The sequence below is a fragment of the Citrobacter sp. Cc139 genome (assembly GCF_030334645.1).
Lineage (GTDB): Bacteria > Pseudomonadota > Gammaproteobacteria > Enterobacterales > Enterobacteriaceae > Citrobacter > Citrobacter werkmanii.
This window is the reverse complement of record NZ_JAOWDM010000076.1, coordinates 184,605-208,597: the sequence shown is the minus strand read 5'-3', so window position 1 is coordinate 208,597 and position 23,993 is coordinate 184,605. Positions and strand designations below refer to the sequence as shown.

Annotated in this window: 18 protein-coding genes and 1 riboswitch; of the genes, 13 read left to right on the top strand and 5 right to left on the bottom strand. The window is 54.4% G+C overall.

Annotation, left to right across the window (positions count from 1 at the left end):
* Positions 1–69: 69 nt before the first annotated feature.
* The 4 genes from leuA to leuD are packed head-to-tail and all read left to right on the top strand — an operon-like array spanning position 70 to position 4,751.
* Positions 70–1,641: a 2-isopropylmalate synthase gene (leuA, locus tag OGV69_RS10590; protein ID WP_038637181.1), complete on the top strand. Its 1,572-nt coding sequence runs from the start codon at positions 70–72 to the stop codon at positions 1,639–1,641.
* A complete protein-coding gene (leuB, locus tag OGV69_RS10585) occupies positions 1,641–2,732 on the top strand; it encodes a 3-isopropylmalate dehydrogenase (protein WP_038637178.1) in 1,092 nt (363 codons plus the stop codon). Before leuA ends, leuB begins: the two co-directional genes overlap by 1 nt.
* A gap of 2 nt (positions 2,733–2,734) precedes the next feature.
* The gene (leuC, locus tag OGV69_RS10580) at positions 2,735–4,135 is read left to right on the top strand and encodes a 3-isopropylmalate dehydratase large subunit (RefSeq protein ID WP_069324062.1); all 1,401 of its coding nucleotides are present in this window, start codon (positions 2,735–2,737) and stop codon (positions 4,133–4,135) included.
* A gap of 10 nt (positions 4,136–4,145) precedes the next feature.
* The gene (gene leuD, locus OGV69_RS10575; protein WP_069324063.1) at positions 4,146–4,751 is read left to right on the top strand and encodes a 3-isopropylmalate dehydratase small subunit; all 606 of its coding nucleotides are present in this window, start codon (positions 4,146–4,148) and stop codon (positions 4,749–4,751) included.
* A gap of 40 nt (positions 4,752–4,791) precedes the next feature.
* Here the strand turns inward: leuD and OGV69_RS10570 are convergent, their stop codons facing one another.
* Complete coding sequence (locus OGV69_RS10570) at positions 4,792–5,970, bottom strand: sugar efflux transporter (RefSeq protein WP_069324064.1); 1,179 nt, start codon at positions 5,968–5,970, stop codon at positions 4,792–4,794.
* A 115-nt stretch (positions 5,971–6,085) separates the two neighbouring features.
* Positions 6,086–6,208, bottom strand: coding sequence for a glucose uptake inhibitor SgrT (gene sgrT, locus OGV69_RS10565; protein WP_016151681.1), 123 nt, complete (start codon positions 6,206–6,208; stop codon positions 6,086–6,088).
* A 99-nt stretch (positions 6,209–6,307) separates the two neighbouring features.
* Between sgrT and sgrR the strand changes: the two genes are divergently transcribed.
* The 4 genes from sgrR (at position 6,308) to thiQ (ending at position 11,399) form a co-directional block, all read left to right on the top strand.
* Complete coding sequence (gene sgrR / locus OGV69_RS10560; protein ID WP_038637166.1) at positions 6,308–7,963, top strand: HTH-type transcriptional regulator SgrR; 1,656 nt, start codon at positions 6,308–6,310, stop codon at positions 7,961–7,963.
* Between the two features lie 47 nt (positions 7,964–8,010).
* Positions 8,011–8,108, top strand: a riboswitch (TPP riboswitch).
* A gap of 30 nt (positions 8,109–8,138) precedes the next feature.
* Complete coding sequence (gene thiB / locus OGV69_RS10555) at positions 8,139–9,122, top strand: thiamine ABC transporter substrate binding subunit (RefSeq protein ID WP_069324065.1); 984 nt, start codon at positions 8,139–8,141, stop codon at positions 9,120–9,122.
* Positions 9,098–10,708, top strand: coding sequence for a thiamine/thiamine pyrophosphate ABC transporter permease ThiP (gene thiP / locus OGV69_RS10550; RefSeq protein ID WP_038637161.1), 1,611 nt, complete (start codon positions 9,098–9,100; stop codon positions 10,706–10,708). Before thiB ends, thiP begins: the two co-directional genes overlap by 25 nt.
* Positions 10,692–11,399, top strand: a complete 708-nt coding sequence (gene thiQ / locus OGV69_RS10545) for a thiamine ABC transporter ATP-binding protein ThiQ (protein WP_069324066.1) — start codon at positions 10,692–10,694, stop codon at positions 11,397–11,399. Before thiP ends, thiQ begins: the two co-directional genes overlap by 17 nt.
* Before the next feature lie 38 nt (positions 11,400–11,437).
* Here the strand turns inward: thiQ and OGV69_RS10540 are convergent, their stop codons facing one another.
* Both OGV69_RS10540 and araC read right to left on the bottom strand, forming a co-directional pair.
* Entirely contained in the window at positions 11,438–12,205 is a 768-nt protein-coding gene (locus OGV69_RS10540; RefSeq protein WP_038637157.1) for a DedA family protein, read from the bottom strand.
* Positions 12,206–12,324: 119 nt separating this feature from the next.
* A complete protein-coding gene (gene araC / locus OGV69_RS10535; RefSeq protein ID WP_006686679.1) occupies positions 12,325–13,170 on the bottom strand; it encodes an arabinose operon transcriptional regulator AraC in 846 nt (281 codons plus the stop codon).
* Positions 13,171–13,510: 340 nt separating this feature from the next.
* On the opposite strand from araC, the gene araB reads away from it, so the two are divergent.
* The 3 genes from araB to araD all read left to right on the top strand — a co-directional run bounded on the left by araB (position 13,511) and on the right by araD (position 17,526).
* The gene (gene araB / locus OGV69_RS10530; protein WP_069324067.1) at positions 13,511–15,220 is read left to right on the top strand and encodes a ribulokinase; all 1,710 of its coding nucleotides are present in this window, start codon (positions 13,511–13,513) and stop codon (positions 15,218–15,220) included.
* 10 nt (positions 15,221–15,230) lie between these two features.
* A complete protein-coding gene (gene araA, locus OGV69_RS10525) occupies positions 15,231–16,733 on the top strand; it encodes an L-arabinose isomerase (protein ID WP_069324068.1) in 1,503 nt (500 codons plus the stop codon).
* A gap of 97 nt (positions 16,734–16,830) precedes the next feature.
* Positions 16,831–17,526, top strand: a complete 696-nt coding sequence (araD, locus tag OGV69_RS10520; protein ID WP_069324069.1) for an L-ribulose-5-phosphate 4-epimerase — start codon at positions 16,831–16,833, stop codon at positions 17,524–17,526.
* Positions 17,527–17,568: 42 nt separating this feature from the next.
* Here the strand turns inward: araD and OGV69_RS10515 are convergent, their stop codons facing one another.
* On the bottom strand, positions 17,569–17,952 hold the full coding sequence (locus OGV69_RS10515) for a DUF4751 family protein (protein ID WP_069324070.1): 384 nt from the start codon (positions 17,950–17,952) through the stop codon (positions 17,569–17,571).
* Between the two features lie 597 nt (positions 17,953–18,549).
* Between OGV69_RS10515 and polB the strand changes: the two genes are divergently transcribed.
* Both polB and rapA read left to right on the top strand, forming a co-directional pair.
* A complete protein-coding gene (gene polB, locus OGV69_RS10510; RefSeq protein ID WP_069324071.1) occupies positions 18,550–20,901 on the top strand; it encodes a DNA polymerase II in 2,352 nt (783 codons plus the stop codon).
* Between the two features lie 176 nt (positions 20,902–21,077).
* Positions 21,078–23,984, top strand: a complete 2,907-nt coding sequence (rapA, locus tag OGV69_RS10505) for an RNA polymerase-associated protein RapA (RefSeq protein ID WP_038637132.1) — start codon at positions 21,078–21,080, stop codon at positions 23,982–23,984.
* The last annotated feature ends 9 nt before the right edge of the window (positions 23,985–23,993 follow it).

Sequence of the window (23,993 nt, the reverse complement as noted above, 5' to 3'; positions counted from 1 at the left end):
AAACCCGCGCCGTTGCGCGGGTTTTTTTATGCTCGAAGCAAGGCGCCCTAAAGACCAAGGACCTAAACCATGAGCCAGCAAGTCATTATTTTCGATACCACCTTACGCGATGGAGAACAGGCGTTACAGGCAAGCCTGAGTGTGAAAGAAAAACTGCAGATTGCGCTGGCCCTTGAGCGTATGGGCGTTGACGTGATGGAAGTGGGTTTCCCAGTCTCTTCACCAGGTGACTTTGAGTCGGTTCAAACCATCGCTCGTCAGGTTAAAAACAGCCGCGTTTGCGCCTTAGCCCGTTGCGTTGAAAAAGATATTGATGTTGCAGCTGAATCCCTGAAGGTCGCTGAAGCTTTCCGCATTCATACGTTTATCGCCACCTCGCCGATGCACATCGCGACCAAATTGCGCAGTACGCTGGATGAGGTGATCGAGCGGGCTATCTATATGGTTAAGCGTGCGCGTAATTACACGGATGACGTGGAATTCTCCTGCGAAGATGCTGGCCGTACCCCTATCGCAGACCTGGCTCGCGTAGTAGAAGCCGCCATTAACGCCGGTGCCAAAACCATCAATATTCCCGATACCGTCGGCTACACCATGCCTTTCGAATTTGGCGCAATCATTTCCGGTCTGTACGAACGCGTACCGAATATCGATAAAGCCATCATCTCCGTACACACCCATGATGATTTAGGCCTGGGCGTCGGCAACGCGCTGGCTGCCGTTCACGCCGGAGCGCGCCAGGTGGAAGGCGCAATGAACGGTATCGGCGAACGCGCTGGTAACTGCTCCCTGGAAGAAGTGATCATGGCGATCAAAGTACGCAAAGATATCCTGAACGTACAGACCCGCATTAATCATCAGGAGATCTGGCGTACCAGCCAGTTAGTGAGCCAAATCTGTAACATGCCCATTCCGGCTAACAAAGCGATTGTCGGTAGCGGCGCCTTTGCTCACTCCTCCGGCATTCATCAGGACGGCGTACTGAAAAATCGTGAAAACTACGAAATCATGACGCCTGAATCCATCGGCCTGAATCAGGTACAGTTGAACCTGACCTCCCGTTCCGGACGCGCCGCGGTGAAACACCGCATGGATGAGATGGGCTATAAAGAGAGTGAATATAATCTGGACAACCTGTACGACGCTTTCCTGAAGCTGGCGGATAAAAAAGGTCAGGTATTTGATTACGACCTGGAAGCGCTGGCCTTTATTAACAAACAGCAGGAAGAGCCAGAACATTTCCGTCTGGATTACTTCAGCGTGCAATCCGGCTCAAATGACATTGCTACTGCCTCCGTCAAGCTGGCCTGCGGTGAAGACGTCAAAGCCGAAGCGGCGAACGGTAACGGCCCGGTTGATGCCATTTATCAGGCCATCAACCGCGTGACGGAATACAACGTCGAACTGGTGAAATACAGCCTGACCGCCAAAGGGCACGGTAAAGATGCGCTGGGTCAGGTGGATATCGTCGCCAACTATAACGGTCGCCGCTTCCACGGCGTCGGTCTGGCAACGGATATTGTCGAGTCTTCCGCCAAAGCGATGGTCCATGTGCTGAACAATATCTGGCGCGCCGAAGAAGTCGAAAAAGAATTGCAACGCAAAGCTCAGAACAACGAGAACAACAAGGAAACCGTGTGATGTCGAAGAATTACCATATTGCTGTTTTGCCGGGTGACGGTATTGGCCCGGAAGTGATGGCGCAAGCCTTGAAAGTACTGGACGCAATTCGCCACCGTTTTAACATGCGCATTACCACCAGCCACTACGACGTGGGTGGCGCCGCCATTGATAACCACGGTCAGCCGCTGCCGCCGGCTACGGTTGAAGGCTGTGAGCAAGCTGACGCCATTCTGTTTGGCTCCGTTGGCGGTCCGAAATGGGAAAACCTGCCGCCAAACCAGCAGCCTGAACGCGGTGCGCTGCTGCCATTGCGTAAGCACTTCAAATTATTCAGCAACCTGCGTCCGGCAAAGCTGTACCAGGGGCTGGAAGCGTTTTGTCCTCTGCGCGCCGATATCGCCGCTCACGGTTTCGACATCCTGTGCGTGCGTGAACTGACCGGCGGGATCTACTTCGGTCAGCCAAAAGGCCGCGAAGGCAGCGGGCAACATGAAAAAGCATTTGATACCGAGGTATATCACCGTTTCGAGATCGAACGTATTGCCCGTATCGCGTTTGAGTCAGCTCGCCAGCGTCGCCGTAAAGTGACGTCAATTGATAAAGCTAACGTGCTGCAAACCTCTATTCTGTGGCGTGAAATCGTCAATGAAATTGCCAATGAATATCCGGACGTTGAACTGGCGCATATGTACATCGACAACGCGACAATGCAGTTGATCAAAGATCCTTCCCAGTTCGACGTCCTGCTGTGCTCCAACCTGTTTGGCGACATTCTGTCTGACGAGTGCGCCATGATCACCGGTTCAATGGGGATGTTGCCATCCGCCAGCCTGAACGAGCAGGGTTTTGGTCTGTACGAGCCTGCTGGCGGCTCCGCCCCGGATATCGCCGGGAAAAACATTGCTAACCCTATCGCCCAGATCCTGTCGCTGGCGCTGCTGCTGCGCTACAGCCTGGATGCCAACGATGCGGCAACCGCAATTGAGAGCGCCATTAACCGCGCATTAGAAGAAGGCATTCGCACTGGTGATTTGGCCCGTGGCGCTGCCGCAGTCGGTACCGATGAAATGGGCGACATCATTGCCCGTTACGTCGCAGAAGGGGTGTAATCATGGCCAAAACGTTATACGAAAAATTATTTGATGCGCACGTAGTCTTTGAGGCGCAAAACGAAACCCCGCTGCTGTATATCGACCGCCATCTGGTGCATGAAGTCACCTCCCCGCAGGCGTTTGATGGTCTGCGCGCGCATGGCCGTCAGGTGCGCCAGCCGGGTAAAACCTTCGCCACCATGGACCACAACGTCTCAACGCAGACCAAAGACATTAACGCCTCCGGTGAAATGGCGCGTATTCAGATGCAGGAACTGATCAAAAACTGCAATGAATTTGGCGTTGAACTGTACGACCTGAATCACCCGTATCAGGGTATTGTCCACGTGATGGGGCCTGAGCAAGGCGTGACCTTGCCGGGAATGACCATCGTCTGTGGCGACTCCCACACCGCCACCCACGGCGCATTCGGCGCGCTGGCGTTCGGTATTGGCACTTCAGAAGTTGAACATGTGCTGGCAACGCAAACCCTGAAACAGGGTCGCGCCAAAACCATGAAGATTGAAGTCAACGGCAAAGCCGCGCCGGGCATCACGGCGAAAGATATCGTGCTGGCGATTATCGGTAAAACCGGTAGCGCGGGCGGTACCGGGCATGTGGTTGAATTTTGCGGCGAAGCCATCCGTGCGCTGAGCATGGAAGGCCGTATGACCCTGTGTAACATGGCCATTGAAATGGGGGCCAAAGCGGGTCTGGTCGCACCGGATGAAACCACCTTTAACTATGTGCAAGGTCGTTTACATGCGCCGAAAGGCGAGGATTTTGCCCACGCGGTTGAGTACTGGAAAACGCTGCAAACCGACGACGGCGCAACGTTTGATACCGTCGTCACTCTGCAAGCAGAAGAGATCGCGCCGCAGGTCACCTGGGGAACGAATCCGGGTCAGGTGATCTCGGTGAACGATTATATTCCCGATCCGGCATCATTTACCGATCCCGTTGAGCGCGCATCGGCGGAAAAAGCGCTGGCGTATATGGGGCTGAAACCTGGCATTTCGTTAACAGAAGTGGCTATCGATAAAGTGTTTATCGGTTCCTGCACCAACTCGCGCATTGAAGATTTACGCGCCGCGGCGGAAATCGCCAAAGGGCGCAAAGTCGCGCCGGGCGTACAGGCACTGGTGGTGCCGGGTTCTGGTCCGGTGAAAGCGCAGGCGGAAGCGGAAGGTCTGGACAAGATCTTTATCGAAGCAGGATTTGAATGGCGCTTACCGGGCTGTTCCATGTGCCTGGCCATGAATAATGACCGCCTGAATCCAGGCGAGCGCTGCGCATCCACCAGCAACCGTAACTTTGAAGGTCGTCAGGGCCGCGGTGGCCGCACGCATTTAGTCAGCCCGGCGATGGCCGCCGCCGCCGCCGTTACCGGCCACTTCGCCGACATTCGCAGCATCAAATAAGGAAACTACCATGGCAGAGAAATTTACCCAGCATACCGGCCTGGTTGTCCCACTGGATGCCGCCAACGTCGATACCGATGCAATTATCCCGAAACAGTTTTTGCAGAAGGTCACACGCACCGGTTTTGGCGCCCATCTGTTTAACGACTGGCGTTTCCTGGACGAAAAGGGTCAACAGCCAAATCCAGAATTTGTGCTGAACTTTCCGGAATATAAAGGCGCGTCGATTCTGCTGACGCGGGAAAACTTTGGCTGCGGCTCTTCACGCGAACATGCGCCGTGGGCGCTGACCGACTACGGCTTTAAAGTAGTGATCGCGCCAAGCTTCGCCGATATCTTCTACGGCAACAGTTTCAACAACCAACTGCTACCGGTAACCCTGAGCGACGCGCAGGTCGATGAAATGTTTACCCTGGTGAAAGCCAATCCGGGGGTTACATTTGAAGTGGATCTGGTGGCGCAGGTCGTCAAAGCGGGCGATAAGTCCTACAGCTTTAAGATCGATGACTTCCGTCGCCACTGCATGCTGAACGGTCTGGACAGCATCGGGCTGACGCTGCAGCACGAAGCCGCCATCACCGAATACGAAGACAGGCAGCCCGCGTTTATGCGCTAGTCATTGTGACGCCGGATGCGCTGCGCATCCGGCAACATGATTAGACGTCCTTCACCCGCCCGGTCATCACCAGCGTGGCCACCGAAATCGCCGCAATCACCCAGTAAACGGCAAAATGCCCGTAGCTTTGCGCCACCGCTCCCTGAATCACTCCCGCCAGAATCACGCCCGTTGAAATACTGTTGGTAAACAATGTGGTCGCCGATCCCGCACGCCCCGGCATCAGATCCTGAAACCACAGCATTCCTATTCCGGCGATAATGCCGATAAATACCGCGTTAAACAGTTGCAGGACCAGCAGCGCCGTGCGGCTGTGAAAGAAGATCAGACCAAGATAAAACAGTACGCCCGCCGCTACGGCCGCGATCATCATGCGCCGCTTACCAAAGCGTTTCACGTAGTAGCCCGCCAGAATCATCGCCGGAATTTCCAGCCCGGCCGCGGTGCCCATCAGGATCCCGGCCAGCTTGTCCGGCAAGCCCAGCTCAAGGCTAATCCACAGCGGCATATCAATGATGTACATGGTATTGCAGGTCCACATCAGCGTGGAGGCAATAAACAGCATGCGTACATTTTTGTCCTGCCAACCGCTGGCCTGTTCCAGCGGCACATCGACAGGTTGCTCCACCCGAGCCACAGATGGCAGTATCATCGCGATCAGCACCAGGCTAATGGCAAAAATGCCTGCGGCAATGGAAAACATCGCCGTGAAGCCGTAATTCAGCGCCAGCATAAAAGCCAGCGGCGGCCCTATCACCCACGCCAACGAAAGCTGCGCACGCATCACCGAGCTAAACATCACCACTTCACGCGCCGAGCTATCGGCATATTCCCGCGCCAGCGCAAACAGCTGCGGCATGGCGGTATTTGCCAGCGAAGCCAGCAGCACACCGCAGGTGATCAGCGTGAGATAGTGGCGATTAAAGGCAAACAGCAGCGCGTTGCCGATTGCCATCAGACAACAGAACATGATCAGTTTTCGCCGATCGCCCTGACTATCGGATCGTTTCGCCAGACCAAGGCTGACCCCGATCCCGGCAATAGCGTTGACGGTATAAAACAGCCCGACCCAAAATGGCTGCGCCCCGACTTCACGGCTCAGAAACAGGCTCAGCGTGGGGGCCTGCAACGCCCCGGCCACACCCATCATAAAAGCGACCAGCATAAATGCCGCGTAAACGCCGTTAAGGCGCCGTCCCATGGTCATAATCCAGAGCATATCTTTCCTTTTAAGCGCAGCTGAAACGAAAAAAGCCAGCAGATAATACCTGCTGGCGCGGCGATTAACACCAATACTCAGTCACACATGATGTCTGCAACTCGCAATTCGGAGGTCAGGCTGTCACCTCCCACTGCATCAGTTCTTCAAGCATCTTTAAGCGCTGCGGTGCGCTCAGGCAAGCCAACCAGGACGATTTTTCCGTCGCAGTAAAGTACTTCAACCAGAACTGACGCATAGATGACCCCTTCGTTGTCTCATCGCTTCATCGGAATCTATTATTGGCTTAATATAGGGATAATAAAATTGCTGAGTTTTCCGCAGGAGTTCCCCTTTTATGTCTTCTGGTCGTTTGCAACAACAGTTCATCCGTCTGTGGCAATGCTGTGACGGCAAAACGCAAGACACGACGCTAAACGAACTGGCGGAGCTGCTGAGCTGCTCGCGCCGTCATATGCGCACCCTGCTTAATACCATGCAGGATCGCGGCTGGTTAACGTGGGAAGCCGAAGTTGGGCGGGGTAAACGCTCGCGCCTGACATTTCTCTATACCGGGCTGGCGCTCCAGCAGCAGCGGGCAGAAGACCTGCTGGAACAGGATCGTATCGATCAACTGGTGCAACTGGTCGGTGATAAAACGGCCGTCAGACAAATGCTGGTTTCCCACCTGGGACGCAGTTTTCGCCAGGGGCGGCACATCATGCGCGTCCTCTATTATCGCCCTATGCGCAATCTGCTCCCCGGCACGGCGTTACGCCGCTCCGAAACCCATATTGCCCGACAAATCTTCAGTTCCTTAATTCTGGTAAATGAGGAAAATGGGGAACTGGAAGCCGACATTGCGCATCATTGGCAGCAGATTTCGCCTTTACACTGGCGATTCTTCCTGCGCCCGGGGATCCATTTTCATCATGGCCGTGAGCTGGAAATGGAGGATGTCATTACCTCGCTACAGCGCATCAACGCACTGCCGCTGTACTCGCACATTACGCAAATCGTCTCGCCCACCGCCTGGACGCTGGATATCCATCTTGCCCAACCGGACCGCTGGCTTCCCTGGCTACTGGGGCAAGTCCCCGCCATGATCCTGCCGCGAGAATGGGAAACGCTAAATAACTTTTCCAGCCATCCGATTGGCACCGGCCCATATGCCGTGATGCGCAATACTAATAACCAACTGAAAATTCGCGCATTTGATGATTACTTCGGCTACCGGGCGCTGATCGATGAAGTTAACGTTTGGGTATTACCTGACATCGGCGAAGAGCCGGGCGGCGGGTTGACGCTAAAAGGTCCCACGGAGGATGAAAAGGCGATTGAAAGTCGACTGGAAGAAGGCTGCTACTACCTGCTGTTTGATACACGCACCCATCGTGGTGCTAATCAGGAGGTTCGCGAGTGGGCAAGCCGGGTTCTCTCGCCAACCAATTTAATCTGTCACGCCGACGAACAGTACCAGAGACTGTGGTTTCCCGCCTATGGGTTACTCCCCCGCTGGCACCACGCCAAACCCGGGCATGGTGAAAAACCGGCCGGGCTGGAAACGCTAACGCTCACTTACTATCGCGATCACATCGAACATCGGATTATCGCGCAGATCATGAAAACGTTGCTGGCGCAGCATCAGGTACAGCTAAACATTCAGGAGATCGACTACGATCAGTGGCATGCAGGTGAAATAGTCAGTGATATCTGGCTCAACAGCGCCAACTTTACCCTCCCGCTGGATTTCTCGCTGTTCGCTCATTTGTGCGAAGTCCCGCTACTGCAAAACTGTATCTCGCGCGACTGGGAAAACGATGCGGCCCGCTGGCGAACCGGTGAAATGAGCCTGGCGGCATGGTGCCAACAGCTGCTCGCCACAAAGGCTATTGTGCCGTTGATCCACCACTGGCTGATCATTCAGGGCCAGCGCAGTATGCGCGGGCTACGCATGAATACCCTCGGCTGGTTTGATTTTAAATCGGCATGGTTTGCGCCGCCGGATCCCTAAGAGCCAGCTCTTAATTGCTGCCCGGCAACAAAATCACTACACTAACGCCGTTCTCAACGGGGTGCTATGCAATATGCTGGCTGAGAGATACCCGTCGAACCTGATCCGGATAATGCCGGCGAAGGGATTTGAGGCTTATCTCAAGTCCTTTGCCACCCAACTCTTGAGGTGCAAAGTGTTTAAAAAATGTCTTCCGCTTTTGCTGCTGTGCGCAGCGCCTGCCTTCGCCAAACCGGTGCTGACCGTCTATACCTACGATTCGTTCGCTGCGGACTGGGGGCCTGGCCCGACAATCAAAAAAGCCTTTGAAGCTGACTGCAACTGCGAACTGAAGCTGGTCGCGTTGGAAGATGGCGTCTCGCTGCTTAACCGCCTGCGCATGGAAGGAAAAAACAGCAAAGCCGACGTCGTGCTGGGACTGGATAACAACCTGCTGGAAGCCGCTACGCAAACCAAACTGTTCGCCAAGAGCAATGTCGCAAACGACGCCGTTGACGTACCCGGCGGCTGGAAAAATGACACCTTTGTTCCGTTTGATTACGGCTACTTCGCTTTTGTCTATGATAAAAACAAGCTGAAAAATCCGCCAAAGAGCCTGAAAGAACTGGTCGAAAGCGATCAGAAATGGCGCGTCATTTATCAGGATCCACGCACCAGCACGCCAGGGCTGGGCCTGCTGTTATGGATGCAAAAAGTCTATGGCGACAAAGCACCGGAGGCGTGGCAGAAACTGGCAGCCAAAACCGTCACCGTCACTAAGGGCTGGAGCGAAGCCTACGGCCTGTTCCTGAAAGGTGAAAGCGATCTGGTACTGAGCTACACCACCTCTCCGGCGTATCACATCATTGACGAGAAAAAAGATAACTACGCCGCCGCCAACTTTAGTGAAGGTCACTATTTGCAGGTGGAAGTCGCCGCCCGCACCGCGGCCAGCAAGCAGCCGGAACTGGCTGAGAAGTTCCTCAAGTTTATGGTTTCTCCGGCATTCCAGAATGCCATTCCGACCGGCAACTGGATGTATCCGGTGACGCAGGTTGCTCTCCCATCAGGATTTGAGCAACTGAAGAAACCGGCCACCGCGCTGGAATTTACCCCGCAGCAGGTTGCGGCTCAGCGTCAGACATGGATTAGCGAATGGCAACGCGCCGTCAGCCGTTAATTCCCGGCTGGCTGGTTCCAGGGCTTTCTGCCGCCACGCTGATGGTCGCAGTAGCCCTGGCCGCGTTTCTGGCGCTATGGTTTAACGCCCCACAAGGAGAATGGCTCTCGCTGTGGCGAGACGACTACCTGTGGCACGTGGTGCGTTTTTCTTTCTGGCAGGCTTTTTTATCCGCAGTGTTGTCGGTTGTCCCGGCAATTTTCCTTGCCAGAGCACTTTATCGCCGCCGTTTCCCCGGACGTCTGGCGCTGCTACGCCTGTGCGCGATGACGTTAATCCTGCCGGTGTTGGTCGCGGTCTTTGGCATTCTCAGCGTGTATGGCCGTCAGGGCTGGTTAGCCTCACTCTGGCAGATATTCGGGCTGGAGTGGACGTTTTCGCCGTACGGTTTGCAGGGTATTCTGCTGGCGCACGTTTTTTTCAATCTGCCGATGGCCAGCCGTCTGCTGTTGCAGTCGCTGGAAAATATTCCCGGTGAACAGCGACAGTTAGCCGCTCAGTTGGGTATTCGCGGCTGGCATTTCTTCCGCTTTGTCGAATGGCCATGGTTACGCCGTCAGATCCTTCCCGTCGCCGCGCTCATCTTTATGCTGTGCTTCGCCAGCTTCGCCACCGTTTTGTCGCTGGGTGGCGGGCCGCAGGCCACCACCATTGAGCTGGCTATCTATCAGGCGCTGAATTTCGATTACGATCCCGCCCGTGCCGCTATGCTGGCGTTGATCCAGATGCTGTGTTGTTTAGCGCTGGTGCTCCTCAGTCAACGCCTGAGCCGCGCTATTGCGCCCGGCACCACGCTGGTTCAGGGCTGGCGCGATCCCGACGATCGTCTGCACAGCCGTCTGGCAGACTCCTTGCTGATTTTCCTGGCCCTGTTGCTGTTGCTGCCGCCGCTGTTGGCAGTGATTGTCGATGGTCTTAACCGCCAGGTTCTGGATGTGCTTATGCAGCCGGTTCTGTGGCAGGCGTTGGGAACTTCACTGCGCATCGCGCTGGCGGCAGGGGCATTATGCGTGATACTCACCATGATGCTGTTATGGAGCAGTCGCGAACTGCGCGCCCGACAGCAGGTGCTGGCAGGCCAGGTACTGGAGCTTAGCGGCATGATGATCCTCGCCATGCCGGGCATCGTGTTGGCAACCGGCTTCTTTCTGCTGCTCAATAACACCGTTGGTCTCCCCGAATCCGCCGACGGCATTGTGATTTTCACCAACGCGCTGATGGCGATCCCTTACGCGCTGAAGGTACTGGAAAACCCAATGCGTGACGTGACCGCACGCTACAGTATGTTGTGCCAGTCGTTGGGAATTGAGGGATGGTCGCGGCTGAAAGTGGTTGAACTGCGGGCACTGAAACGTCCGCTGGCGCAGGCGATGGCTTTTGCCTGCGTACTGTCGATTGGCGATTTTGGCGTGGTGGCGTTATTTGGCAATGAGGATTTCCGCACCTTGCCGTTTTATCTATATCAGCAGATTGGATCTTATCGCAGTCAGGATGGCGCGGTTACGGCGCTCTTGCTGCTGATCCTGTGTTTTACGCTGTTTACCGTTATTGAGAAATTGCCGGGTAGAAATGTTAAAACTGATTGATATCACATGGCTTTACCACCATTTGCCCATGCGCTTTACGCTGTCAGTCTCGCGCGGTGAGCAGGTCGCAATACTCGGGCCCAGCGGCGCCGGGAAAAGTACGCTATTGAATCTGATTGCCGGCTTTCTTGCGCCTGCCAGCGGCACAATGATGATTGAAGGTGAAGATCACACCGCAACGCCTCCTTCGCGTCGTCCCGTCTCCATGCTGTTTCAGGAAAACAATCTGTTCAGCCATCTGAGCGTGTGGCAAAACATCGGTCTGGGTCTTGATCCGGGATTAAAACTGAACGCATCGCAGCGGGAGAAAATGCACCACATCGCCCGGCAAATGGGGCTCGATTCACTGCTGGAGCGACTCCCCGGTGAGCTTTCCGGCGGGCAGCGACAACGTGTGGCGCTGGCGCGTTGTCTGGTGCGGGAGCAACCCATTTTGCTGCTCGATGAACCGTTCTCTGCGCTCGATCCCGCGCTGCGTCAGGAGATGTTAACCCTGGTCGCCGAGGTCTGCCGTGATAAGCAGCTTACGCTGCTGATGGTATCCCACAGCGTCGAAGATGCGGCGCGAATTGCGCCCCGGTCAATCGTGGTCGCCGACGGACGCATTGCGTGGCAAGGCAAAACAGACGAGCTACTAAGCGGTCAAGCCAGCGCCTCAGCGCTGTTAGGCATCAAGCCTCATATTTCGTAGGCCGGATAACGTGAAGCCGCCATCCGGCAAAGGAATCGCTAGTAACCCACAACTTTGCGCAGAATATCGATATATACCGGCATCAGTGGGTGACGCAACAGCGCCACCAGCGCGACCACGCCGATCCCGAGCGTCAACGGCGCCAGATACAGTAAACGGCTGCGGGGGAAATACGCAGTTAAACGATCGACTGCCGCTTTGCCGCTGCGCCACAGCCGCCAGCATAACCAGCCGCCAACCCACAGCAGCAACGCCGTCGCCAGCAGCAGCCATTTGAAATCTCCACTCTGCATATCGGAAGGAATATCGATTGCCGCGCCCGCCAAAATACCCGGCAGGAAATAGAACGGCGGCCACAGCACGCAGCCAATAATATTGGGGACTATAAATTTTGCGACAGGCAGATCCAGCATACCCGCCACCATCGGCACCAGCGGACGCGTTGGGCCGACAAAACGGCCCACCAGAATGGTAAACATGCTGTGCTGATGCAGCGCATGCTCGGTTTTATCCAGCAGCGCCTTGTTCTTTTTCATGAACGACCAACGGTGCAGCGGCTTTTTAAAGCGCCAGCCCAACCAAAAGGAGATCCAATCCCCCAACAGGCAACCGACGATGCCCGCAAGCCAGGCATGCCAGAAATTCAGTTCGCCACTGCCAATCAGCGCCCCCAGCCCCGCCATCATCACGGTGCCAGGCAGAATCAGACCAACCAGCGCCAGAGACTCCAAAAAGGCCACCAAAAGTACGGCGATCAGAGAGTACAGGGCGGACTGGAGAATAAAGTGTTCCAGCAATGCTTGCATAATGTGTCCGTCAGATTTACGAAGCAGGGATTTTGATAACCCTTCTCAACTTCGTCAAGCCATCAATTGTCTGAATAGATTGCCAGTTATGACAACTTTCAGGACACATCATTCACTTTTTATTCACATCCAGCACGGAACTCGCTCGGACTGGCGCCGGTACATTTTTTGAAAACGCGAGAGAAATAGAGCTGGTCATCAAAGCCGACGTTGCGACCCACCGTGGCGATAGGCATTCGTGTGGTACTCAGCAGTAGCTTCGCCTGACTGATTCGCTGATCCTCACGCCAGCTTAATACGCTGATGCCCAATTGCTGGCGGAACAGGTGTGACAAACGGGAAGGCGACAGGCAGACATGCTGTGCGACGCTGGCAATATCAAAATTGCTGTCCGCCAGATGATCGCTAATGTACTGACAGGCATCACGAACGCGGTTGTCCATTGGCGGGTGCAGCGACTCATTAATGGCTTCCATACGTCGGAGTAACAATTGCTCCAGCAAATTAATCGCCAGCAGTTCGGAATAGCGTCCCTCTCCCTGCCCAGCATTGATGATCTGCCCAAACAGTTCGTTGAAATGCGGTTGATGCGCTTCATCAGGGCGAAAGAAACCGGTCTGGGCAAAAATGGCCGGCCAGGCCAGCCACTCCTGCCAGTAAGCGCGTGGCCGGAAGTAGACCCACTGGTGATACCACTCGCTGGCGTCAGGATGGCGTCCGTAGTGGTGAATTTCGCCAGGCGGAAACAGCAAAATATCGCCAGGTCGACAGACAAACTGCTTGCCCTGATTGTTAATGACCCCTTCCCCACGAATAGTGAGATTGAGGATATAGCCTTTCATCCCCAGCGGCCTGTCGATAAAAAAATCCAGGTATCCGTTCGCCTCAATGGGGGTCAATCCAGCCACCAAATGTGCGTTAAACGAATAGCCCGGCAGGAGGGGATCGTTTTGCGTTTCAGCCATAATTTCAATACTCCCTGGGTTCTGCTAAGAAACAATTTGTCCATATTACGCCAGACATCATCGCCGTCGTCCCGGCGGGCCACAGTTGTTTGCGGTAATGGACCATCAACCCCGCTTGTGAAAAGCAATTTGTAAAAAACATGTACCACGCCAACGTCAAAATCGGCTAACAAAAGTGTCTATAACTACGGCAGAAATGTCCACATTGATTATTTGCACGGCGTCACACTTTGTGATGCCACAGCATTTTAGTCCATAAGATTAGCGAATCCTGCCTGACGGTTTTTATCCCTGGTCACTACTGTTTATCCATACCCGTATTTTTGGATGGAGTAAGACGATGGCGATTGCAATTGGCCTCGATTTTGGTAGTGATTCGGTACGCGCTTTGGCGGTGGAATGTGCCACTGGTGAAGAAATCGCCACCAGCGTTGAGTGGTACCCACGTTGGCAGGAAGGGCAGTTTTGCGACGGCCCAAACAACCAGTTTCGCCATCATCCGCGCGACTACATTGAATCCATGGAAGCGGCGCTGAAAACCGTACTCGCCGAACTGAGCGCGGAACAACGCGCAGAAGTGGTCGGGATTGGCGTTGACAGTACCGGCTCAACCCCGGCGCCTATCGATGCCGACGGCAACGTACTGGCGCTGCGCCCGGAGTTCGCGGAAAACCCGAATGCGATGTTTGTTCTGTGGAAAGATCACACTGCGGTAGAAGAAGCCGAAGAAATTACTCGCCTGTGCCACACGCCAGGCAAGATCGATTACTCCCGCTATATTGGCGGTATTTATTCCAGCGAATGGTTCTGGGCAAAAATCCTGCACGTGACTCGCCAGGACCACGCGGTCGCCGAGGCGGCGGTCTCATGGATTGAGCTGTGTGACTGGGTTCCGGCCCTGCTCTCCAATACTGTGCGCCCCCAGGATATTCGTCGCGGTCGCTGCAGCGCCGGGCATAAATCCCTGTGGCATGAAAGCTGGGGGGGGCTGCCGCCAGCCAGTTTCTTTGACGAACTCGACCCCATCCTCAACCGCCATCTGCAATACCCAATGTTTAGCGACACCTTCACGGCGGACCTGCCGGTTGGCACTCTGTGTGCCGAGTGGGCGCAGCGCCTGGGTCTATCGGAAAGCGTGGTGATTTCAGGCGGCGCTTTTGACTGCCATATGGGCGCGGTCGGCGCAGGCGCACAGCCCAATACGCTGGTGAAAGTCATCGGCACGTCTACCTGCGACATTCTGATTGCCGATAAACACAGCGTTGGCGAACGCGCGGTGAAAGGCATTTGCGGGCAGGTTGATGGCAGCGTGGTGCCGCATTTTATCGGTCTGGAAGCGGGGCAATCTGCTTTCGGCGACATCTATGCCTGGTTTAGCCGCGTGTTGAGCTGGCCGCTGGAACAGCTTGCCGCGCAGCACCCGGAACTGAAAACCCAGATTAAAGCCAGCCAAAAACAGCTGCTGCCAGCGCTCACCGAAGCCTGGGCGAAAAATCCGTCGCTGGATCACCTACCGGTGGTGCTTGACTGGTTTAATGGTCGTCGTACGCCGAATGCCAATCAGCGTCTGAAAGGCGTCATTACCGACCTGAATCTGGCAACCGATGCGCCAGCGCTGTTCGGTGGTCTGATTGCCGCCACGGCCTTTGGCGCGCGCGCCATCATGGAATGCTTCACCGAACAAGGCATTGCGGTTAACAACGTCATGGCGCTCGGCGGTATCGCGCGTAAAAACCCGGTTATCATGCAGGCCTGCTGCGACGTGCTAAACCGTCCGCTGCAGATTGTCGCTTCAGACCAGTGCTGCGCGCTCGGTGCGGCTATCTTCGCCGCCGTTGCCGCGCAGGTCCATGCAGACATTCCAGCCGCCCAGCAACACATGGCGAGCGCAGTAGAAAAGACGATGCAACCTCGCCCAGAACAGGCTCAACGTTTTGAACAACTTTACCGCCGCTACCAGCAGTGGGCGGTAAGCGCTGAACAACAATACCTTCCGACTGCCGCTCCGGCGCAACAAGCCCCGGTAGACCTGGCAACCCTGACTCATTAAGGACACGACAATGACAATTTTTAATAACTATGAAGTGTGGTTTGTGATTGGTAGCCAGCACTTGTATGGCCCGGAAACCCTGCGTCAGGTAACCCAACATGCCGAGCACGTTGTTAACGCACTGAATACGGAAGCTAACCTGCCCTGCAAACTGGTATTAAAACCGCTGGGTACTTCACCTGACGAAATTACCGCTATCTGTCGTGATGCCAACTATGACGATCGCTGCGCAGGTCTGGTGGTCTGGCTGCACACCTTCTCTCCAGCCAAAATGTGGATTAACGGTCTGACTATCCTCAATAAGCCGCTGATGCAGTTCCACACCCAATTCAACGCCGCCCTGCCGTGGGACAGCATTGATATGGACTTTATGAACCTGAACCAGACCGCACACGGTGGTCGCGAATTCGGCTTCATCGGTGCGCGTATGCGTCAGCAGCACGCCGTGGTCACCGGCCATTGGCAGGATAAGCAGGCGCACGAGCGTATTGGCTCCTGGATGCGTCAGGCGGTGTCCAAACAGGATACCCGCCATCTGAAAGTCTGCCGTTTTGGCGACAACATGCGTGAAGTAGCGGTCACTGACGGCGATAAGGTTGCCGCACAGATCAAATTCGGCTTCTCGGTAAATACCTGGGCCGTGGGCGACCTGGTGCAGGTAGTGAACGCAATTAGTGACGGCGAAATCAACGCGCTGATCGACGAGTATGAAAGCACCTACACCATGACGGCGGCCACACAAGTCCATGGTGAGAAACGTCAGAACGTACTGGAAGCCGCCCGAATTGAACTGGGAATGAAGCGCTTCCTTGAGCAGGGCGGATTCCACGCCTTCACGACGACATTTGAAGATTTGCACGGCCTGAAACAACTTCCGGGTCTGGCCGTACAGCGTCTGATGCAGCAAGGCTACGGCTTTGCGGGCGAAGGCGACTGGAAAACCGCCGCTCTGCTTCGCATCATGAAGGTGATGTCAACCGGTCTGCAGGGCGGCACCTCATTTATGGAGGATTACACCTACCACTTCGAGAAAGGCAACGATCTGGTGCTCGGCTCGCACATGCTGGAAGTGTGCCCGTCAATCGCTGTGGAAGAGAAACCGATCCTCGACGTTCAGCACCTCGGTATTGGCGGTAAAGACGATCCTGCCCGTCTGATCTTCAACACCAAAACCGGCCCGGCAGTGGTTGCCAGCCTGATCGATCTCGGCGATCGCTACCGCCTGCTGGTTAACTGCATCGACACGGTGCAAACGCCGCACGACCTGCCGAAACTGCCGGTGGCTAACGCATTGTGGAAGGCCCAGCCGGATCTACCAACCGCATCTGAGGCCTGGATCCTTGCCGGCGGCGCGCACCACACCGTCTTCAGCCATGCGCTGGATCTGAACGATATGCGCCAGTTCGCTGAAATGCACGATATCGAGATCGCAGTGATCGATAACGAGACCCGTCTGCCGGCCTTTAAGGACGCGCTGCGCTGGAACGAAGTGTATTACGGGTTCAAACGTTAATTGGTGAAACGGATTGCCCGGTGGCATTTCATTTACCGGGCCTATAAATCACCGTAGGCCGGATAAGCGAAACGCCATCCGGCATTCAGGAGTTTACATGCTAGAAGATCTTAAACGTCAGGTACTGGAAGCGAATCTGGCACTGCCCAAGCACAACCTGGTGACGCTGACCTGGGGTAACGTTAGCGCCGTCGATCGCGAACGCGGCGTGTTTGTGATTAAACCTTCCGGTGTCGATTACAGCGTCATGACCGCAGACGATATGGTTGTTGTCAGTATCGCCACCGGGGAAGTCGTTGAAGGCACGAAAAAGCCCTCCTCCGATACCCCAACGCACCGTTTGTTATATCAGGCATTCCCGACCATTGGCGGCATTGTTCATACCCACTCGCGCCACGCGACAATCTGGGCGCAGGCGGGTCAGTCGATCCCGGCCACGGGTACCACCCATGCGGACTATTTCTACGGCGCCATTCCCTGCACACGTAAAATGACCGACAGCGAGATTAACGGGGAATACGAGTGGGAAACCGGGAATGTGATCGTCGAAACCTTTGAGAAAAAAGGGATTGACGCAGCGCAGATGCCAGGCGTACTGGTGCACTCTCACGGTCCGTTCGCCTGGGGAAAAAATGCCGAAGATGCGGTGCATAACGCCATCGTGCTGGAAGAAGTCGCCTATATGGGGATATTCTGCCGCCAACTCGCGCCGCAGTTGCCGGATATGCAACAAACCCTGCTGGATAAACACTACCTGCGTAAACATGGCGCAAAAGCCTATTACGGTCAGTGAAATGACGCCAGGCGCGTCCGGAAACAATGACGCGCCTTCTTATTATTGAGTTATATATTCCGCAAACGTACTTCGATACACACAATTATTAGCACAAACGTATTTAATCACATTATCATAATGTCCCAGCGCCTCTTCGCCATCCAGAGAATGAAAGAAAATATAATCTGCAATTGTTGACTGCCAGCGTTGGCCGTTCAACAGATAATTAATAACCGTATCACGATGCCCATTTATTCTGTCCTGTCCTTGCCAGTGAAAGAAGGCATTCCCACGATCAATAATCTCAGAGCGCCAGATTTGACCTGACCATGTTCTATACTCAATGTATTGACTTACCGACTTAATAGTCGGGTTACATAGCTGAGTATTAACAAATAAATAGTGGTCATATCCTACCTGTAACGCCTGAGTATAAACATTCATAACACCTCTCCATTTCACAACACACCCAAGCTATTGATATAAAACACCCGAGCCGCCAGATGAATAAAAATTACATCAGGAGATAAAAATCAAATTATGCAGAGAGATATTCCCGACGAAATCGTACCGAAAATCTGTTTTTATCCAGACAATAGTAATCCAATAATATATATTATATTCAACCTGACAACCCGAATGCTTCGATTAAAATAGTTACACTAACCATGAATAAAAACAAATTAAAAAAAGTGTAATTTTTTCTGAACCGAGGGGTAAGTAGCAGAATGGGTTGAGCACTATTCTGAAAATGTGAAAAAACTCCTGAAGCAGACTATCAATTTATGGAAAACACATAATCGAAAAGCAGTAATTTAAATAAATAATCAAAACAGACTAATCAAATAATTTACGGAAGTATAACCAGAAACTGTATTCATAAATTAAATAGTTCGACACTGAAATTTTGTACCCGAAAAGAATTTTACTGTCACTGCGACTGCGTCTTACCGCGACTTTTATCTTACAACTGTACAAAATAACAGTACAATCGTGCAATCCAGGCTATAATCATGCCTGGTTTTTTAATGGATACACAGCGTGGCGCAGGCAGGCTTTATTTTAACCCGGCACTGGCGGGACACCCCGCAGGGAACTGAGGTCTCATTCTGGCTGGCGACAGACGACGGGCCGCTGCTGGTCACGCTCGCGCCTCAGGAATCCGTCGCGTTTATACCTGGCAGTCAGGTTCCGCGCGTTACATCATTATTACGTACAGAGAACGGCTATCGCCTGACGCCGCTTCAGCTACAAGATTTCCACCGCCAGCCCGTTTCGGGTCTGTATTGCCGCTCCCACCGCCAGCTTATGCGGCTGGAAAAACTCCTGCGCGAAAACGACATCACCGTTTATGAGGCTGACGTACGCCCGCCAGAGCGATATCTGATGGAGCGCTTTATCACGTCCCCGATCTGGGTCGAAGGCGACAAACATAACGGCACGCTGATTAATGCCCGCCTGAAGCCAAACCCGGACTATCGACCGCCGCTAAAATGGGTATCGCTGGATATCGAAACCACGCGGCATGGTGAACTCTACTGCATCGGTCTTGAAGGCTGCGGGCAGCGTATTGTCTACATGCTCGGCCCGGCAAACGGCGATGCCTCGGCGCTGGATTTTGAACTTGAGTACGTGGCTAGCCGACCGCAGTTGCTGGAAAAGCTCAACGACTGGATTGCCCGTCATGATCCCGATGTCATCATTGGCTGGAACGTGGTGCAATTCGATTTACGCGTCCTGCAAAAGCATGCCGAACGTTATCGCATCCCCCTGCGTTTTGGTCGTGATAATAGCGAACTAGAGTGGCGCGAGCATGGCTTCAAAAACGGCGTGTTCTTCGCGCAGGCCAAAGGTCGACTGATCATTGACGGCATTGAAGCGCTCAAATCCGCATTCTGGAATTTCTCGTCATTCTCGCTGGAAACGGTGTCGCAAGAATTGCTGGGCGAAGGAAAATCGATTGATAACCCGTGGGACCGAATGGACGAAATTGACCGTCGGTTTGCCCAGGATAAACCCGCGCTCGCCACCTACAATCTCAAAGACTGTGAGCTGGTCACGCGCATTTTTCATAAAACCGAGATCATGCCTTTTCTGCTGGAGCGCTCAACGGTCAACGGTCTGCCGGTCGACCGTCACGGTGGTTCGGTTGCCGCCTTCGGCCACCTCTACCTTCCGCGCATGCACCGGGCGGGTTACGTGGCGCCAAATCTGGGAGAAGTTCCCGCGCACGCCAGCCCCGGCGGCTATGTGATGGACTCGCGCCCGGGATTGTACGACTCCGTTCTGGTGCTGGATTACAAAAGCCTGTACCCCTCAATTATTCGTACATTTTTGATCGATCCGGTGGGGCTTATCGAAGGGATGGCGCACCCGGATCGGGAGCACAGCACCGAAGGTTTTCTTGACGCCTGGTTCTCACGCGAAAAACACTGCCTGCCGGAGATCGTTACTCAGATCTGGCACGGGCGTGAAGAAGCAAAACGCCACGGGAATAAACCGCTCTCGCAGGCGCTGAAAATTATCATGAATGCGTTTTACGGCGTACTGGGTACTACCGCCTGTCGCTTTTTCGATCCGAGACTGGCCTCATCAATCACGATGCGCGGCCATGTGATCATGCGCCAGACCAAAGCGTTAATTGAGGCTCAGGGTTACGACGTCATCTATGGTGATACCGACTCGACCTTTGTCTGGCTTAAAAAGGCGCACTCAGAAGATGATGCCGCCCGGATTGGCCGGGAGCTGGTGAGCCATGTCAACTCGTGGTGGGTGCAATCGCTAAAGCAACAAAATCTGACCAGCGCGCTGGAGCTGGAGTTTGAAACCCACTTTTGTCGCTTTCTGATGCCGACTATTCGCGGTGCGGATACCGGTAGTAAAAAGCGTTACGCCGGGATGATTCAGGAAGGGGCTGAACAACGCATGGTGTTTAAGGGGCTGGAAACGGTTCGCACCGACTGGACACCGCTGGCGCAACAATTCCAGCAGGCGCTGTACCTGCGAATTTTTCGTAACGAGCCGTATCAGGAGTTTGTCCGCGAGACCATCGACCGTCTGATGGCAGGTGAACTGGATGCACAACTGGTGTACCGCAAACGCCTGCGCCGCCCGTTAAGTGAATACCAGCGTAATGTTCCGCCACACGTCCGTGCGGCACGACTGGCTGATGAGCAGAATATAAAACGAGGTCGCGCGCCACAGTACCAAAACCGTGGCACCATTAAATATGTCTGGACAGTAAACGGCCCTGAACCTGTGGATTATCAGCAATCTGCTCTCGATTATGAGCACTATCTGACCCGTCAGATACAACCGGTTGCCGAGGGAATACTTCCCTTTATCGATGATAACTTTGCTACACTACTCACAGGGCAACTGGGGTTATTTTGACGCGTGACGAAACCGCCGCCATCCAGTACCATAGCGCCCTTTCCATTCCTGGACCCATTTAACACCACTACCACTGATTTATTAGCCTGGTAGCGGGGTCGTATGCTCTCAAAAACCGGGTTAGCCCGGAAAATGACGAGTATTGCCTGCAATTAAAGATATAGAGCCGAACATATATGCCTTTTACACTTGGTCAACGCTGGATCAGCGATACAGAAAGCGAACTGGGACTTGGTACTGTTGTCGCCATGGATGCGCGAACCGTCACTTTACTTTTCTCATCGACGGGCGAAAACCGTCTGTATGCGCGCAGTGATTCTCCCGTGACCCGCGTGATGTTCAATCCTGGCGATACGATAACGAGCCATGAAGGCTGGCAACTGCATGTCGATGAAGTAAAAGAAGAAAACGGCCTGCTTGCCTATATCGGAACCCGCCTTGATACCGAAGAAACCGGTGTAACGCTGCGTGAAGTGCTGCTCGACAGTAAACTGGTATTCAGCAAACCACAGGATCGCCTGTTTGCCGGTCAGATTGACCGTATGGACCGCTTTGCGCTGCGCTATCGCGCGCGTAAATTTCAGAGCGAACAGTACCGTATGCCATGGAGTGGTTTGCGCGGCCAACGTACCAGCCTGATCCCCCACCAGCTCAACATTGCTCATGATGTTGGTCGTCGTCACGCCCCGCGCGTTTTGCTGGCTGACGAAGTGGGTTTAGGTAAAACCATTGAGGCCGGGATGATCCTGCATCAGCAACTGCTTTCTGGCGCCGCTGAACGCGTACTGATCATCGTCCCGGAGACGCTACAGCACCAGTGGCTGGTCGAAATGCTGCGCCGTTTCAACCTGCGTTTTGCGCTGTTCGATGATGAGCGTTATGCAGAAGCGCAACACGACGCCTACAACCCATTTGAAACCGAACAGTTAGTTATCTGTTCGCTGGACTTTGCCCGTCGCAGTAAACAGCGTCTGGAGCACCTGTGTGACGCCGAATGGGATCTGCTGATTGTCGACGAAGCCCATCACCTGGTGTGGAGCGAAGATGCGCCCAGCCGGGAATATATGGCCATTGAACAGCTGGCTGAACGCGTACCGGGTATCCTGCTGTTGACCGCTACGCCAGAACAACTGGGTATGGAAAGCCACTTTGCACGTCTGCGCCTGCTGGATCCAAGCCGTTTCCACGATTTCGCCCAGTTTGTTGAAGAGCAAAAAAATTACCGTCCGGTCGCTGATGCCGTCGCCATGCTACTGGCTGGCAATAAACTGAGTAACGATGAGCTGAACATGTTAGGCGACATGATTGGCGAGCAGGATATTGAGCCATTATTGCAGGCAGCAAACAGCGACAGCGAAGACGCCCAGAGCGCGCGTCAGGAACTGGTTTCGATGCTGATGGACCGCCATGGCACCAGCCGTGTACTGTTCCGTAACACCCGTAACGGTGTGAAAGGCTTCCCGAAACGCGAACTGCATACCATCAAATTACCGTTGCCGACCCAATACCAGACCGCGATAAAAGTCTCCGGCATTATGGGCGCGCGTAAGAGTGCGGAAGACCGGGCTCGCGACATGCTCTACCCGGAACAGATTTATCAGGAATTCGAAGGCGATACCGGCACCTGGTGGAACTTTGATCCGCGCGTGGAATGGCTGATGGGCTACCTGACCAGCCACCGTTCGCAAAAAGTGCTGGTTATCTGCGCGAAAGCGACTACCGCGCTGCAACTGGAGCAGGTCCTGCGCGAACGCGAAGGGATCCGCGCCGCCGTGTTCCATGAAGGAATGTCGATTATTGAACGTGACCGCGCGGCGGCCTGGTTTAGCGAAGAAGATAGCGGCGCCCAGGTGATGCTGTGTTCTGAAATCGGCTCCGAGGGGCGTAACTTCCAGTTCGCCAGCAATCTGGTGATGTTCGACCTGCCGTTCAACCCGGACCTGCTGGAACAGCGTATTGGTCGTCTGGATCGTATCGGCCAGGCACATGATATTCAGATCCACGTACCGTTCCTGGAAAAAACCGCGCAATCCGTGCTGGTGCGCTGGTACCACGAAGGTCTGGATGCGTTCGAACACACTTGCCCAACCGGACGTACTATCTATGACACGGTATACAACAATCTGATCGGCTTCCTGGCCGAACCGGAAAATACCGATGGCTTTGATGACCTGATCAAAACCTGCCGTGAGCAGCACGAGGCGCTGAAAGCCCAACTGGAGCAAGGCCGCGATCGCCTGCTGGAAATTCACTCCAATGGCGGTGAAAAAGCTCAGCAACTTACCGAAAGTATTGAAGAGCAGGATGACGACACCAGCCTGATCGCCTTTGCCATGAACCTGTTTGATATCGTCGGTATTAATCAGGATGACCGTGGCGACAATTTAATCGTACTGACGCCGTCCGATCATATGCTGGTACCGGATTTCCCTGGCCTGCCGGAAGATGGCTGCACCATTACGTTTGAACGTGATGTCGCCCTGTCGCGTGAAGACGCGCAGTTTATTACCTGGGAGCATCCGCTGATCCGCAATGGTCTGGATCTGATCCTGTCCGGCGACACCGGAAGCAGCACTATTTCTTTATTGAAAAACAAAGCGTTACCGGTCGGCACTCTGCTGGTTGAACTGGTTTACGTTGTAGAGGCGCAAGCGCCGAAACAGCTGCAGTTGAACCGCTTCCTGCCGCCAACGCCGGTACGCATGCTGCTGGATAAAAACGGCAATAACCTTGCCGCGCAGGTTGAATTCGAAACCTTTAACCGTCAGCTCAGCGCCGTTAACCGCCACACCGGCAGCAAACTGGTCAACGCCGTGCAGCAGGATGTTCATGCCATCCTGCAGTTGGGTGAAGCGCAGGTGGAAAAATCCGCCCGTGCGCTGATCGACGCGGCGCGCAAAGAAGCGGATGAGAAGCTGACAGCAGAACTGTCGCGTCTGGAAGCCCTACGTGCCGTTAACCCGAACATCCGTGATGACGAACTGAGCGCCATTGAAAGCAACCGCCAGCAGGTGTTGGAAAGCCTGGAGCAGGCGGGCTGGCGTCTGGATGCCCTGCGTCTGATCGTCGTGACGCACCAGTAACGGAGCCAT